A 13,818-nucleotide genomic window follows, 5' to 3' on the forward strand; every position below is an offset into this window, starting at 1 on the left:
AGTTAGCCCATGGTCCAGGACATCTCCGAAGGTTTGTAGCCCAGGTCTTTTTCAGGAACAGCCTGCAGTAATTTTCTAGTGCTCTTTACTTCCTGTTCAAATTCTCCCAATAGCGATTGCAGTATCATCATCTTTATTGTTTTGTTTTTAACTCACTGAATAACAACTGTTCTCCGTTTTTTGTTCCGGCCACTTTTCCGCCCGGCAGATTTTTATCTGACCGGGCTTGTCGTAATTTACCTACTTTTACACAAATATCAGGGCCCATGGATCTCGAAGACATTATTCTAAAGCTTTCTGTATTGCCTGAGGCTTCAATGGCCGCATTGCAGGCTAAGGTTAAGCAGGTATCTTACCGCAAAGGGCATATCCTGCTGAAAGCAGCGCGTGTAGAGAAAAACATCTATTTCATCAGGAAAGGCATGGTGCGGGCATATGCTGACCATGCGGGCGAGCAGGTTACTTTCTGGTTCGGTCAGGAAGGGGATCTGGTGCTTTCTATGAAAAGTTACATTTCGGGCGACAAAAGTTATGAAAATATTGAACTGCTGGAAGACTGTGATCTGTATGAGCTGAATATCATCGAGCTCAGGAACCTGTACGAAAAAGACCTGCAGCTCGCCAACTGGGGCAGAAAACTGGCTGAACAGGAACTGGTGAAGACCGAAGAGCGTCTCATTGGCATGCAGTTCAAAACGGCACAGGAGCGCTATACAGAGCTGATCAGCAAGCAACCCGGCTTGTTGCTCAGGGTACAGCTTGGTTATATCGCTTCCTACCTTGGGATGTCGCAGGTCAGCCTCAGCAGGATACGCGCAGAATTGCGTTGAGCCTCATTTTTTAACATTTGTAAAAGGTTTAGCCGATCTGGTTGCCGATTTTTGCATTCATAAACAACATTATGAATTGGATCATTTTAATTGTAGCTGGCTTGTTTGAAGTCGCTTTCGCTTTTTGTCTGGGAAAAACCAAAGACAGTTCTGGAAATGAAATGTACCTGTGGTATGCCGGGTTTTTAATTGCGCTTTGCATCAGCATGGGACTTTTGATCAAAGCTACACAGACCCTGCCCATTGGAACAGCCTATGCCGTATGGACCGGTATAGGTGCGGTAGGCACTGTGCTGGTGGGGATTTTCATTTTCAAAGAAACCGCCACCTTCCTGCGTTTGCTGTTTCTCTTTACACTCATCGGATCCATCATTGGCCTGAAAGCTGTATCTCATAGCTAGCGGCTGAAATGGGGGAGATGCTCTCCCCAAAACTTATATGATTCCGGGCTGTTATAGCTATTGCAAAATTTCTTGAACATGAGCCTGGAGAAGTACAACAAAAAACGGGATTTTACCAAAACGGCTGAACCCAAAGCCGGCAAACCCAAACCGACGGGGAAACTTCAATTTGTGATCCAGAAGCACGACGCTTCAAGACTGCATTATGATTTTCGACTGGAGATGGACGGAGTGCTGAAAAGCTGGGCGGTGCCCAAGGGTCCTTCTACGGATCCAAAGACCAAAAGGCTGGCGATGATGGTGGAGGATCACCCTTTTGATTATAAAAGTTTCGAGGGCATCATTCCTAAAGGTGAGTATGGCGGCGGCACAGTGATCGTCTGGGATGAGGGAACTTATGAACCGATTGAAAAATTAAAAACCAAAAAGGCGCAGGAAAAGCACCTCCTGCAACAATTGGAAGAAGGTTCTTTAAAGATCGTGCTCCATGGCCAGAAGCTGAAAGGGGAGTTCGCATTGGTGAAAACCCATGGCATGGGGGAAAATGGCTGGTTGTTGATCAAGCATAAGGACGATCATGCGGCGGTGACCGACATTACCAAAAAAGACAAATCGGTGCTTTCTGAAAAGACCATCGAGCAGATGGAAAAAAGCAGCGAGAAGGTATGGCAACATGGTCATGAGGAGGCTATAGCACCTGCTCCGGCAAAACAACAGGTTTCCGCTGTGATCAAAAAACTCTTGAAGAAGGGGACGAAATCTAAAATACCAATCGGGATGAAACCCATGCTGGCTACTCTTGTGGACAAGCCTTTTGACGATCCGGATTGGAGGTATGAGGTGAAATGGGACGGTTACAGGGCATTGGGCTTTTGTCTGAAAAATGGTGATGTCCAGATCCTTTCCAGGAACAATAAGCAGTTCAATGACAAGTTTTATCCCATATGTGAGGTATTGCAAAGCTGGAAAACAGATATTGTTGTCGACGGCGAAATCCTGGTAATCAATGATAAAGGTGTTTCCAATTTTGGCGACCTTCAAAACTGGCGCAGCGAAGCGGATGGTGAACTGGTTTATTACGTGTTCGACCTCATTTGGTATGAAGGAAAAGACCTGACAGCACTTCCCTTAAGTGAACGGCAGGAAATTCTGGAGGCGGTATTGCCACAGAACGATGACCGCGTGAGGTTGAGCAAGGTGTTTAAGGCCAAGGGCACAGATTTCTTTAAGGCAGCACAGAAAATGGGTCTCGAAGGTATCATCGCAAAGCGGTCGGACAGCACTTACAGCAAAAATAACCGGTCTAAAGAATGGCTGAAGATCAAAGTAAGCAAAAGGCAGGAGGTGGTGATCGCAGGTTTTACTAAGAATGCCGACAGTCCCAAGGCTTTCAGTTCCCTGCTCCTAGGTGTATATGAAGGCTCGGAGCTGCAATATGTGGGTAAGGTGGGCACTGGATTTAATGTGCAGGACCAGAAGGAAATGATGGCACAGTTCAAATCCCTGATCATAGAGAAAAGTCCTTTTGCTACACTGCCTGATGTCAACAAACCTTCAAGGTTCCGGCCAAATCCGCCGAAAGCCAAAGCCACCTGGCTGAAGCCTGAACTGGTCTGTGAAGTGGCTTTTACGGAAGTGACCAGCGATGGGGTATTCAGGCACCCTTCTTTCCAGGGCATGCGGATCGACAAGAAGGCAAAAGAGGTGACAAGGGAGGCGGCAGTGGAAATCAAGGCGATTGTCCATGCAGAGCTGCCTGAGGAGGCAGATACCAGGCCACTGCAGAAAGACCAGCATGCCGGGGCAATCGCTGCGCCGAAGAACCGGAGCCGCAAAACGCTGCTCAACCCAAAGGACGAAACCCAGGTGCGCAAGGTAAAGGGGCATGAACTCAAATTCACGCACCTGAGCAAGTTATACTGGCCGGAAGATAAAGTGAGCAAAAGGGATATGTTCAACTATTACTACCAGGTCGCGGAGTACATCCTGCCTTATCTCAAGGATAGGCCTATGTCGCTGAACCGCTTCCCCGGCGGCATCAAAGGCAAGGGATTTTACCAAAAGGATGTAAAGGGAAAGGCACCGGAATGGGCAGAGACCTTTCCTTATACCACCAGTGAGGGCGAACGCAAGGAATACCTGTTGGGCAACGATGAAGCGGCATTGCTTTGGATGGCCTCTTTGGGCTGTATAGAAATGAACCCCTGGTTTTCAAGAGCCGGAAGTCCGGACAATCCTGATTATTGTGTCATTGACCTGGATCCCGACAAAAATACCTTCGACCAGGTGATCGAGGTGGCCTGCCTGGTTAAGGAGTTGCTGGACCAGATCGATGTACCTGCTTATGTCAAAACTTCTGGTTCCACCGGCATGCACATTTACATCCCCATGGCTGCGAAGTACAGCTATGACCAGTCCCAAATGTTTGCCAGGCTGATTGTGAACCTCGTACACCAGCAAGTACCCGATTTTACCAGTCTGGAACGCACCGTGTCCAACCGCAAAGGTAAAATGTACCTGGATTTCCTGCAGAACAGGCCGGGGGCAACCATTGCCGGACCCTATTCTCTGCGGCCTAAGCCGGGTGCTACAGTCTCCATGCCTTTATCCTGGGATGAAGTGAAGCCTGGCATGAAGATGCAGGATTTTAACATCTTCAATGCGGTAGACCGATTGAAAGAAACCGGCGACCTCTTCAAGGGGGTGCTTGGTAAGGGGATTGACCTGGAAAAAGCAGTGAAGAAAGCGAAGGAGGTATTTCAATGAGTCAGATAGACTGGACTAAGTTTTTCTTAGGAGAAGAGGACTGGGAATTTCTGCTGGAGATTTCCCTGCGTACCGTGATCATGTATTTTATCATCCTGATTGGCCTGCGCTTATTGGGGAAACGGGGAGTGCGGCAGCTCTCTGTATTTGAACTGGTCGTCATCATCAGTTTGGGCTCCGCAGCAGGTGATCCCATGTTTTACAAGGAGATCGGGCTTCTGTTTCCCGTGGTCATTTTCGGGATCATCGTTGCGGCATACCGTTTAACGACGATGCTGATGGCGAAAAGTAAAAAAATAGATGACCTGGTAGAAGGGAAATGTGTTCACTTTATTATCGATGGGGAGTTTTCCATAGATCAGTTCAATAAGGAAGGCCTTGCGCAGGACGAGTTCTTTTCTGAGTTGAGACAACAGAGCGTATCACATCTTGGTCAGGTGGAAACGGCTATTCTGGAAACATCCGGAAACCTGAGCATTTTTTATTACCCGGACGATCAGGTTAAATATGGTCTTCCGATCATGCCGGCGCTATTTGACCAGGCCAGCGAAGAGTTGCGGGAAGCGGGCAAATTTGCCTGCGCGCATTGTGGGAATGTAGAACAGCTTCAGCCGGTAAAATCCCATCAATGTCATAGATGCGGACGTAAAAAATGGGTAAAGGCTTTGAAGACATGCAGGATTAAGTAAGGGATAGAACCTCGGGAAAACCATTTAGAGGATCTATTGTTCTTAAATCATGGATGTAGAAAAGTACCTGAACTACGAAATTCACGATTATGCTTACAATGTGATCCTTGCCATCGCCGCCATAATCATCGGCATGATCATCAGTTATATTGGCCGAAAGATCTTTATGATCTTTTCTAAGATCTGGCTCACTTTTGTCATCCATTCGATCATCAGAAGGCTGCAGGGTCCGATCAATGTGTTCATTCCATTGTTGTTGCTCAACGGAGCCCTGAATTTCATGAGAATGGACCCCAGATACCTGCGGTCTTTGGATAAGGTACTGGAAATTGCATTGACCATTCTGGTCGCCCTGATCCTCGTCAGGATCATTAAGGTCTGCGAAGATTATTTTTACCATAAATATGACCTCAACAAAGCCGATAACCTTAAGGAACGAAAGATCAGGACACAGTTGCAGTTTGTTCGTAAATTTACCATCTCATTGATCGTCATCATAACCGCAGCCATCGTACTCCTGAGCTTTGAAAGCATGCGCAAAATCGGTGCTGGATTGCTGACCGGTGTGGGGATCGGTGGGATCATCATCGGTTTTGCTGCGCAGAAATCGCTGGGGAATTTACTGGCCGGTTTCCAGATCGCTTTTACCCAGCCCATCCGTATTGATGATGTGGTGATCGTAGAAGGCGAATGGGGCAGGATAGAGGAGATCACTTTAACCTATGTGGTCGTCAACATCTGGGACCAGAGGAGATTGATCCTACCCATCACGTATTTTATCGAAAAGCCTTTTCAGAACTGGACGAGGGTCTCAGCAGAGCTCCTGGGTACGGTATTCCTTTACCTGGACTATACCATTCCGGTTCCTGTGCTCCGGGAAGAACTGGGGAAAGTATTGAAGGCACACCAGCTCTGGGACCAGCGGGTGAATGTGGTGCAGGTGACGGACAATAAAGCAGACCACATCGAAGTACGTTTCCTGATGAGTGCCCGGACATCCGGAGAAGCATTCGACCTGCGTTGCTTTGTAAGGGAACATATGATTACCTTTATCCGTGAAAACTACCCGGAAAGCTTGCCGCGGACAAGAATAGAATTAAGAAATCATGATAAGATTGAATAACGATACCCCCTCCAGTGTGTTACAGGATGTGCGAGAAGGAAATCTGGTGACAGATACGTTCAGTAAAACCGGCCTGGTAGAAAAAATAGAGATCACAGACGATGGTCTGTACCGGGTATATCATTTTCATTTGGTGACGGGGAGAACAATTACGGTCAAAAAGTAACACTCGCGTAATCTTAGCTTAATGGGAGCAGATGTTCTTTGCAGAATATGGAGATCAAGGGAAATCGCATCGCATTCAATTCCTCAGTTTTGTGGACAGCATTATTCGTATGTTTTCTTCAACTGTCTGCGCTGGCGCAGCAGCTGAAGCGTACAGGAAATTCTGGTCATAGTCATAACGACTATCACCAGAACTTTCCTTTTTTTCAGGCTTATTATTCCGGTATGGGTTCAGTAGAGGCAGATGTCTTTTTAAAGAATGGCAAACTTCTGGTGGCCCATAATGAAGAGGACACAGATCCGGAAAAGACCCTGGAATCGCTGTACTTAAAGCCAATCGCTAAAGTTTTCAGGGAACACAAAGGGCATGCCTATGCTGATACCACTAAAGCGCTCCAGCTCCTCATTGACATCAAAGCAAACCATAAGGAAGTGCTCGCACAACTTGTCACGGAACTAAAACCTTACCTTGATGTATTTAGTAAGCAGCAAAATAAAAATGCCGTTAGCATTTTAATCAGTGGTGATGTTCCCCCGGCAGAAAACTTTAAGGATTATCCCGATTACATTTTATTCGACGGCCGTCCGTACAAAACTTATACTCCCGATCAGCTGAGCCGGATCGGGATGATCAGTGATGACATCAGTTCCTATACAGTCTGGAACGGAAAAGGAACACCTACACCTCCCGACCTTAAAAAATTAAGGGCAGTAGTGGCCAAAGCACATGCTTTAAAGAAATCCTTCCGCTTTTGGGGTACAAAAGACAATCCCAATACCTGGAAGGAACTGGAAAATATGGGGGCCGACTGGATCGGCACCGACCATCCTGAGAAATTAAAGGAATTTTACAGCCACAGGGATAAACTGGAATACATCCAGCCTAAAGCTTACCAACCTTATCAGCCCAGTTACAAAAGCGATGGCAAGCCTGCTAAGGTGAAAAATGTAATTCTGCTGATCGGCGATGGAATGGGCTTGGCACAGATCCAGGCTGGCCTTAGTGCAAATTTTGGTCAGTCCAACCTGCAGCAAATCCGATATATCGGGCTGTCCCGGACAGAAGCGGTCAATTCCGATTTTACAGATTCTGCCGCGGGAGCTACCGCAATGGCCAGCGGAGAGAAAACCAATAACCGTTATATCGGTACAGATACTGCAGGTAAGCCGCTGAGCGCAATTCCGGATGCCCTGGCCCTGCATCAGGTAAAAACCGGGATCATCAGCAGTGGCGACATCACGGATGCTACTCCTGCCGCCTTTTATGCACACCAGGTGGAGCGTACGATGTCTCAGGAAATTGCTGCAGATCTGCTCAACAGCCATGTAGACATATTGGTGGGGGCCAACAGAAAAAGCTTTGTGGCCAATAAAAATACCAGCTTGATGGATGCGCTGGCGAAAAAGGGCTATGCCTATTCCAAAAGCCTGGAAGAATTTAAAGCCGCTAAAGGAGGCAAACAACTGGTGCTGCTGGACGATTCTGTAACAAGACACATGCTGGATGGGAGAGGTGATATGCTGAAGACCTCCCTGTTGAAAACCATTGAACTGCTTTCTGCAAATAAAGGAAGGTTTTTCATCATGGCGGAGGGTGCTCAAATTGATCATGGCGGGCATGCCAATGACCTCCCTTATGTGGTCACGGAACAGCATGATTTCGACCGTTTGGTAGCTGAGGCTTTGCGTTTTGCAGACAGGGATGGAGAAACATTGGTAATTGTCACTGCGGATCACGAAACAGGCGGGCTTTCACTCCTGGATGCCGACTATAAAAAAGGAATGGTCAGGGGCAATTTCAGTACCGATGACCATACCAACATCATGGTGCCCGTCTTCGCTTATGGTCCCCAGTCCGGTACTTTCATAGGAACCTATAACAATACAGAGATCTACAGAAAAATCATAAATGCGATGACTGGTCAAAAATAGCATCTTGAAAATTGAGCCGGGGCGGATGTAACCCTAACAACACCCGCCCTTAAGCTCATTGTGATGGATGCGCCACACATCATCACTTTACTCCCCCTCTTCTCCCCTCAATTCTTCGTTTAGCTCCCTATAACTAATTTTTCTTACGAAGTCTTATTAAAAGGCTGCTGCCATTATATGTACTTATGCAAACATATAGCCATATACGTAAAGGGCCTTAAAATGGTTGTCAGGCAGGATGGTCTTTCTTAGACAATGGAGATAATTCACCATATTGAGGTGGGATATTCCCCACTAATCGACAAATTCCCAGGCGCTTTGATAGGCATTCTGGTGTTCCGCATAGGAAATGAAGTCCGCATAGAAGGGCAGACGTGATAGGGTGGCACTGTCGCCAATGACAACCAGTTTTTTTCTCGCCCTGGTCATGGCCACATTCATTCTCCTGATATCTGAAAGAAATCCAATGCTTCCTTCGTCATTACTCCTGGTCATGCTGATGAAAACCACATCGCGCTCCTGTCCTTGAAAACTATCGATGGTATTGATACTGATCTTTTTCTGCAGGGGCTCCAGATCGGGGCTGTTCAGCAGGAGCTCCTGCAGGTACAGGACCTGCTGTTTGTAGGGGGAGATGACAGACAGCGTGGGAAAATCTTCTGCTTTGTAGCGGAGTTGCAGTTCAGACACGAGCTTGCTCAACTGGCGAAATAAGAATGCCGCTTCGTCGGGATTGCTGAGACTGGTACCCTCCAGTTTTTCTTCAAAGCTGCAGCCTGCCGTGTCGATGAAGGAAAGTGCTGCATCACCTTCAAATAACAGGTGCTCTGCTACGGAAGGATGTGCTTTCAGCTGGTTATTATAGAAGACTTTGGAAGAGTAGCCCATGATGGTCCGGTGCATCCGGTATTGCTCCTCGAGCAGTGTGACTGCCTGAGGGTGATGTTGTATCGCTTTTTCCAGTAGGGTGTTTTGTAAGCCTTTCAGCGCCGCTTCATTTGATTTGATGGTCGGGGAAAGCTGACAGTGATCGCCGGCAAGTACCACCTTTTCGGCCTTCAGGATGGGAATCCAGCAGGCGGGTTCCAGCGCCTGTCCTGCTTCATCTATGATCAGGGTCTTGTAAGTCAGTTTGCGTACGGTATGGTGGTTAGCGCCGACCAGTGTGGCCGTGACGATCTGGACTTTCGCAAGTACGTCGTCTATGATGTACTGCTCTGCCTTCGACACTTCTTTCATCAGTTTATGCGCCTCATCAAAAAGTGCTTTCCGCTGTTCCTTTTCTGCCCTTCCGAAATTGCGCTTATACTTATGCGCCATATTTTTATATTCAGCCGCTTGCTTTTTTAGTCCCCGAATCAATTTCATTTCCGGGTGAGCGGCCATTTTACTGTCCAGGGTCAGGTCCTGGAGCCTTGCCGAAACCCTGGATGGGTTGCCGACACGCAATACCTGCAGCCCTTCTTCCGCCAGCTTTTCACTCAGCAGGTCCACGGCCGTGTTACTAGGTGCCACCACAAGGATCTGTTGTTTATCCTGTTTCAGTAAGGCTTTTACCGCCTGTACCAGGGTCGTGGTTTTTCCGGTGCCGGGAGGACCATGAACTATAGCGAGTTCTTTTGCAGCCAGGACCTGCGCTACTGCCAGTTGTTGTACCTCGTTTAGCACAGGGATGGGATAGTGGTGGATTTCCTGAAAGGAGGGACTTAATGCACCGGTAAGGATCCGGACGAATTTTCCGCCAGGACTATTGGGTTCAGCTGCGGCAGCCTGTTTCAGGGCTTGCTGCATTTCATCGTAACTGTTGTTGTCAAACAATACGTCGACACCGAGTTTACCATCCCGGCTCCAGTCCGGAAGTTCTTCTGTGCGGAAAAGTACCTTAAGTTTATTCCCGCTCTGGTGCGTCACTGTCCCTTCGATCCGGTCCTTAGGGTCGTGGTTGGAAAACAAGGCAACGGAAGCACCGAAACGGAGCTGGTGAGGAATCTCATGATGGGTAGTACGTTCTATCTCTACTGTAATGTAGTCGCCTTTGCTCATCTCCGTACCTCGTATGGCTATGGGGTACCAACTGAGTCCATTGCTGCGGCGTTCCGCCACTGAGGCTGATGCGGTCAATCGGGTGTAAGAACGAAGATCTTCCTCGCGCTCTGTCCTGAGCAGATCCTGCAGCTTGTTGAAATAATCCATTGCCGCAAAGATATCATAATATAAAATCGATATATTGTACCAACCAATATATCTGTGATTTTTATGAAACGCATCTCCCTGTTTCTTTTCCTGTTCATATGTAGTGCCCTGGCCACCTCTGCAGCCGAATTTCTCAGCATCACTGGTGTAGTCTCCGATGCCCAGGGCAAGCCCCTTGTTGCAGCTACCGTTTTTATCGACGGCTCCAAAAAGATTACCGCGACCAATGAGTTGGGACAGTTTAGGTTTACTGAACTGAATCCCGGCACTTATAAGGTAGTGGTGAATATGGTGGGGTACCATTCCGTAAAGCAAACGGTCAACCTCGAAAAAACTTCCAAAGCACTGATGATTACGCTGAAAGTAAAGGAATTTGCACTGAAGGAAGTCGTGATCAAAAGCAATTCTGAACGTGCTGCATTTTTGGAGCTCTTTATCAGCAATTTTCTGGGCAATACCGAAAACGCTGTTGCTTGTGAGATCCTGAACACAGAAATACTGGACTTTGTGAATGACAAGAAGACTGGTCTTCTGGAGGCAACATCCGACGATTTTCTGATCATCATCAATAAGAACCTGGGGTTCAGGATCAAATACCTGCTAAGGGCCTTTAGGTATAACCGTCAGACCCGTGTTGCGAGCTATGACGGGGAGGTGATCTTTGAACAGCTGGAAGGTTCAGCTTCAGCAGAAACACAGTGGCTGGTCAACCGGAAAAAAGCATATCTCGGCTCCCTGATGCATTACCTCAGGACTGTATATCACAATAACAGCAGGGAAGAAGGTTTTATCACGTACGATCAAAATGGCGTAGGTCTGAAACTGAAGTATGTTGAGGAAGTAGTCAGCCGGATCGACAGTAATTTTGTTTCCCTGCATTACATCAATCCTATTTATGTTCGCTACGATAAAGAAAATGCCTTAAAGGCCTATCAGCCGATTGGGCAGCGTCCTGCCAAATCTATAGTTACCGGCGGGAGTACCCTGAAGCTTTACCTCAGCGAGGCGGTTCTGGACGAGAAGGGGAGTTATGTAGACTATAAGAGTTTTTTTATTCAGGGTTATTGGGGCAGCAGAAGAATTGGAGATCAGCTGCCCTTTGAATATATACTGCCGGATTGATTACTGCTTGCTCACCCTTCCTGAGCCGATCAGCACAGTCTCGTTCACTTCGGCATTTCCGCTGTAGTACACATGTCCTGAACCGCTGATTACCGCTTTTATTTTTCCATTACTCTGTACGTTCACATTTCCGGAACCACTGATGCGTGTGGAGATGCTGTTTATGGCCAGGCTTTTACTGCCGAAACTACCAGATCCGCTTAAGGTCACGCTGGCTTCTTCTGCCTTCCCGGTTAGGTTTAAACTGCCAGAGCCACTGAGTACGCCGGTGATTTTGTCGGCCTCTACATTTGCTTTAATGGCACCTGAACCACTGAGTGTCGTCGCAAATTCGGCTGCTGTGACCGTGCCATTTACTGTAATGGTGCCATCTCCGCTCATGGTAATGCTGCTGATCTGTTTGGCTGTCACGTATGCGGTGATCTTTTTGTTCTCGTATTTTTTGGCCCAGCTTTTCCAGCTGTTTTGTGGCCTGATGATCAGGATGCTTCCTCTCACCTCACTGATCAGGGTGCTGATGGCTTCCTGATCACCTTCAAAACGGATGCTTTCTTTATCGCCAAATTTGATCACCACATCGATTGGGCCGCCGGCAGCTACTCCATTGAAATTCTTAACGATGCGTTCGTCATCTGAAAGCCGCGAGGAGCTGATGGTAATCGGTCGCCCTTCTTCAGCCATTATGGGATTGATCAGGACAAAAGAGGCGAATATAAAAGGCAGGAATGTTTTCATGTGTATAAATATGCTGTAAAATTAGTAAATCATCTTATTTTGTACCTATAAGACGCATACATTGACAGATTGTTGCATGCACATGATAAAATGGAATTTATTCTGCTGCTTTTTTCAGGGCTGCAATGTCAAATTTTTTCATTTTAAGGAATGCTTCCATGACTTTCGGTGCTTTTTCCGGATCGCTCATGAGGCTGCCTAGGATGGAAGGCACAATCTGCCACCAAACACCAAAGGCATCCTTGCACCAGCCGCACATGGATTCCTCACCTCCTTCGCTCAGGTTGAGCCAAAAGAAATCAATTTCTTCCTGCGTATCACAATTGACGACCAGGCTAACTCCCTGGTTGAAATTAAACTGATGAGCGCCCGAACTGTCCATGGCAGAAAGGCTGTAACCGCCGATATTGAATTTTCCAAACTTGACATGTCCCTCCACATCCTGTTCGCCGGCTTCATACCTGGCGATGAATTCTATCGCAGAATCTTCAAAAAGAGAGGTGTAAAAATTGATGGCTTTTTCCGCTTTACCATTCTGTTCATTGGTAAACATCAGGCTGGGAAAGAGTGCTGCCGGCTGTTGTTCAGTACCTGTTCCCAAAGAGAGTTGCCAGGAGACACCGTACCTGTCTTCCAACCAGCCATACCTGTTGCTCCAGGGGTAGCTGTCCAATGGCATCAGTATTTTTCCGCCTTCCGACAAAACTTCCCAGGCCTGATTGATTTCCGCCGCCGATTCGCAGTTGTTGAAAAAGGATATGGAGGGATTGGGCCTGTAATGCGGACCACCGTTCAGACCCATGATGGTTTTGCCTTTGATTTGAAAGGTCACCACCATGGGGCTGCAAATTTTCATCTCGGCATCTGGAAATGCCGCACTATATAGTGCAGCTGCTTCCTTGGCATCCCCGTTAAACCAGATGCAGGGGTATATGGTTTGTTTCATAGTTTTATGCTTCACAAAGGTTTTTTAGTAGGGCCAGTGCCTTAGGGTAGGTGCTTTTAAAATACTCTCGCATTTCGTCGTTGATGTCTATGTCTACTGTCAGCTCAGTGAGGCCATTGTTTTCTTCGAAAGTGTAGTTCTCATGGCTTCCTGCCCAGTCTGCCACGTCCGGTCCCTCAGTGATCTCCCGGTCGCCGTCTATCAGGCCTGAATATTTGATCGATACAAATTGTTCAGGTATGTTTTCCTCAATGACGCCCAGCATTCCCTCCCGTTTTCCGGTTTTACTGATGCCGGTAAATGCGATTTTGCTGCCTTTTTTCCAGCTGCCTTCAAAGTCGGAAGTAGGGTTGAAAGCAGCGGTCCATTGTTTGAATGTGTCCTGGCCCAACATCGTGTCATATACTTTTTTCACACCAGCATTGATACTGGTTTTAAATTGTACCCGTTCCATAGTCTCAGATTTAAAAATGAAAAATACTATTTTTTGTTCGCGTAATTGATCATCCAGCAGACGCCGTATTTGTCTTTGAAAGATCCGAAATAATCGCCCCAGAACATGTCATCCAAAGGCATTTCGATTTTTCCGCCTTCAGACAGTCCGTTGAAGATCCTGGTGGCTTCATCGCGGCTATCTGGTGAAATAGAAATGTAATTGTTGTTGCCCAGCTGTAGCACCTGACCCATGGAAGACACACAGTCGGAGGCCATCAGGAACTGCCCATCGCCAATGGGCAGGGAAACATGCAGTGCGTAGTCCTTTTCTTCGGCGCTGAGGTTTTCTGTGCCCGGTGCATCGCTCATTTTCTGGATGAACAGTTCGCCGCCGAAAACTGACTGGTAGAATTTGAAAGCTTCTTCTGCTTTCCCTTCAAAATTTAAATACGGATTAACTTTCATAGCTTTGGTTATTTTG

Annotated in this window: 14 protein-coding genes; 8 read left to right on the forward strand and 6 right to left on the reverse strand. The window is 47.3% G+C overall.

Annotated features, from left to right (window positions below; translation table 11 throughout):
* Positions 1–2: 2 nt before the first annotated feature.
* A complete protein-coding gene (locus WAE59_RS11305; protein WP_337856067.1) occupies positions 3–131 on the reverse strand; it encodes a hypothetical protein in 129 nt (42 codons plus the stop codon).
* 135 nt (positions 132–266) lie between these two features.
* On the opposite strand from WAE59_RS11305, the gene WAE59_RS11310 reads away from it, so the two are divergent.
* The 7 genes from WAE59_RS11310 (at position 267) to WAE59_RS11340 (ending at position 7,906) form a co-directional block, all read left to right on the forward strand.
* A complete protein-coding gene (locus WAE59_RS11310) occupies positions 267–830 on the forward strand; it encodes a Crp/Fnr family transcriptional regulator (RefSeq protein ID WP_337856068.1) in 564 nt (187 codons plus the stop codon).
* A gap of 71 nt (positions 831–901) precedes the next feature.
* Positions 902–1,231, forward strand: a complete 330-nt coding sequence (locus WAE59_RS11315) for a DMT family transporter (RefSeq protein ID WP_337856069.1) — start codon at positions 902–904, stop codon at positions 1,229–1,231.
* Positions 1,232–1,309: 78 nt separating this feature from the next.
* Positions 1,310–3,997, forward strand: coding sequence for a DNA ligase D (gene ligD, locus WAE59_RS11320; protein ID WP_337856070.1), 2,688 nt, complete (start codon positions 1,310–1,312; stop codon positions 3,995–3,997).
* Positions 3,994–4,686, forward strand: a complete 693-nt coding sequence (locus tag WAE59_RS11325) for a DUF421 domain-containing protein (RefSeq protein ID WP_337856071.1) — start codon at positions 3,994–3,996, stop codon at positions 4,684–4,686. The genes ligD and WAE59_RS11325 overlap by 4 nt, the downstream gene beginning before the upstream one ends.
* Before the next feature lie 49 nt (positions 4,687–4,735).
* The gene (locus WAE59_RS11330) at positions 4,736–5,809 is read left to right on the forward strand and encodes a mechanosensitive ion channel family protein (protein ID WP_337856072.1); all 1,074 of its coding nucleotides are present in this window, start codon (positions 4,736–4,738) and stop codon (positions 5,807–5,809) included.
* Complete coding sequence (locus WAE59_RS11335; RefSeq protein WP_337856073.1) at positions 5,793–5,975, forward strand: hypothetical protein; 183 nt, start codon at positions 5,793–5,795, stop codon at positions 5,973–5,975. Before WAE59_RS11330 ends, WAE59_RS11335 begins: the two co-directional genes overlap by 17 nt.
* A 47-nt stretch (positions 5,976–6,022) precedes the next feature.
* On the forward strand, positions 6,023–7,906 hold the full coding sequence (locus WAE59_RS11340; RefSeq protein ID WP_337856074.1) for an alkaline phosphatase: 1,884 nt from the start codon (positions 6,023–6,025) through the stop codon (positions 7,904–7,906).
* A gap of 294 nt (positions 7,907–8,200) precedes the next feature.
* Here WAE59_RS11340 and WAE59_RS11345 read toward each other — a convergent pair whose 3' ends face one another.
* Positions 8,201–10,099: an AAA domain-containing protein gene (locus WAE59_RS11345; protein WP_337856075.1), complete on the reverse strand. Its 1,899-nt coding sequence runs from the start codon at positions 10,097–10,099 to the stop codon at positions 8,201–8,203.
* Positions 10,100–10,162: 63 nt separating this feature from the next.
* On the opposite strand from WAE59_RS11345, the gene WAE59_RS11350 reads away from it, so the two are divergent.
* Positions 10,163–11,221, forward strand: a complete 1,059-nt coding sequence (locus WAE59_RS11350; protein ID WP_337856076.1) for a carboxypeptidase-like regulatory domain-containing protein — start codon at positions 10,163–10,165, stop codon at positions 11,219–11,221.
* Here the strand turns inward: WAE59_RS11350 and WAE59_RS11355 are convergent, their stop codons facing one another.
* The 4 genes from WAE59_RS11355 to WAE59_RS11370 all read right to left on the reverse strand — a co-directional run bounded on the left by WAE59_RS11355 (position 11,222) and on the right by WAE59_RS11370 (position 13,802).
* Complete coding sequence (locus WAE59_RS11355; RefSeq protein ID WP_337856077.1) at positions 11,222–11,956, reverse strand: head GIN domain-containing protein; 735 nt, start codon at positions 11,954–11,956, stop codon at positions 11,222–11,224. It abuts the gene before it with no gap.
* A gap of 97 nt (positions 11,957–12,053) precedes the next feature.
* Positions 12,054–12,902 carry a VOC family protein gene (locus WAE59_RS11360; protein WP_337856078.1) on the reverse strand — a complete coding sequence of 283 codons (849 nt, stop codon included), beginning with the start codon at positions 12,900–12,902 and terminating at the stop codon, positions 12,054–12,056.
* A 4-nt stretch (positions 12,903–12,906) separates the two neighbouring features.
* Positions 12,907–13,356: an SRPBCC domain-containing protein gene (locus WAE59_RS11365; RefSeq protein WP_337856079.1), complete on the reverse strand. Its 450-nt coding sequence runs from the start codon at positions 13,354–13,356 to the stop codon at positions 12,907–12,909.
* A 26-nt stretch (positions 13,357–13,382) separates the two neighbouring features.
* Complete coding sequence (locus tag WAE59_RS11370) at positions 13,383–13,802, reverse strand: VOC family protein (protein WP_337856080.1); 420 nt, start codon at positions 13,800–13,802, stop codon at positions 13,383–13,385.
* Positions 13,803–13,818 lie beyond the last annotated feature (16 nt).

It is taken from the genome of Pedobacter sp. GR22-6, assembly GCF_037402555.1.
GTDB lineage: Bacteria > Bacteroidota > Bacteroidia > Sphingobacteriales > Sphingobacteriaceae > Pedobacter.

Bases quoted from the DNA above. Each gene is read 5' to 3' on its own strand.
- WAE59_RS11345 (WP_337856075.1), bottom strand. From the start codon at position 10,099: ATGGATTATTTCAACAAGCTGCAGGATCTGCTCAGGACAGAGCGCGAG.
- WAE59_RS11355 (WP_337856077.1), bottom strand. From the start codon at position 11,956: ATGAAAACATTCCTGCCTTTTATATTCGCCTCTTTTGTCCTGATCAAT.
- WAE59_RS11360 (WP_337856078.1), bottom strand. From the start codon at position 12,902: ATGAAACAAACCATATACCCCTGCATCTGGTTTAACGGGGATGCCAAG.
- WAE59_RS11325 (WP_337856071.1), top strand. From the start codon at position 3,994: ATGAGTCAGATAGACTGGACTAAGTTTTTCTTAGGAGAAGAGGACTGG.
- WAE59_RS11335 (WP_337856073.1), top strand. From the start codon at position 5,793: ATGATAAGATTGAATAACGATACCCCCTCCAGTGTGTTACAGGATGTG.
- WAE59_RS11310 (WP_337856068.1), top strand. From the start codon at position 267: ATGGATCTCGAAGACATTATTCTAAAGCTTTCTGTATTGCCTGAGGCT.
- WAE59_RS11315 (WP_337856069.1), top strand. From the start codon at position 902: ATGAATTGGATCATTTTAATTGTAGCTGGCTTGTTTGAAGTCGCTTTC.
- ligD (WP_337856070.1), top strand. From the start codon at position 1,310: ATGAGCCTGGAGAAGTACAACAAAAAACGGGATTTTACCAAAACGGCT.
- WAE59_RS11330 (WP_337856072.1), top strand. From the start codon at position 4,736: ATGGATGTAGAAAAGTACCTGAACTACGAAATTCACGATTATGCTTAC.
- WAE59_RS11350 (WP_337856076.1), top strand. From the start codon at position 10,163: ATGAAACGCATCTCCCTGTTTCTTTTCCTGTTCATATGTAGTGCCCTG.
- WAE59_RS11340 (WP_337856074.1), top strand. From the start codon at position 6,023: ATGGAGATCAAGGGAAATCGCATCGCATTCAATTCCTCAGTTTTGTGG.
- WAE59_RS11365 (WP_337856079.1), bottom strand. From the start codon at position 13,356: ATGGAACGGGTACAATTTAAAACCAGTATCAATGCTGGTGTGAAAAAA.
- WAE59_RS11305 (WP_337856067.1), bottom strand. From the start codon at position 131: ATGATGATACTGCAATCGCTATTGGGAGAATTTGAACAGGAAGTAAAG.
- WAE59_RS11370 (WP_337856080.1), bottom strand. From the start codon at position 13,802: ATGAAAGTTAATCCGTATTTAAATTTTGAAGGGAAAGCAGAAGAAGCT.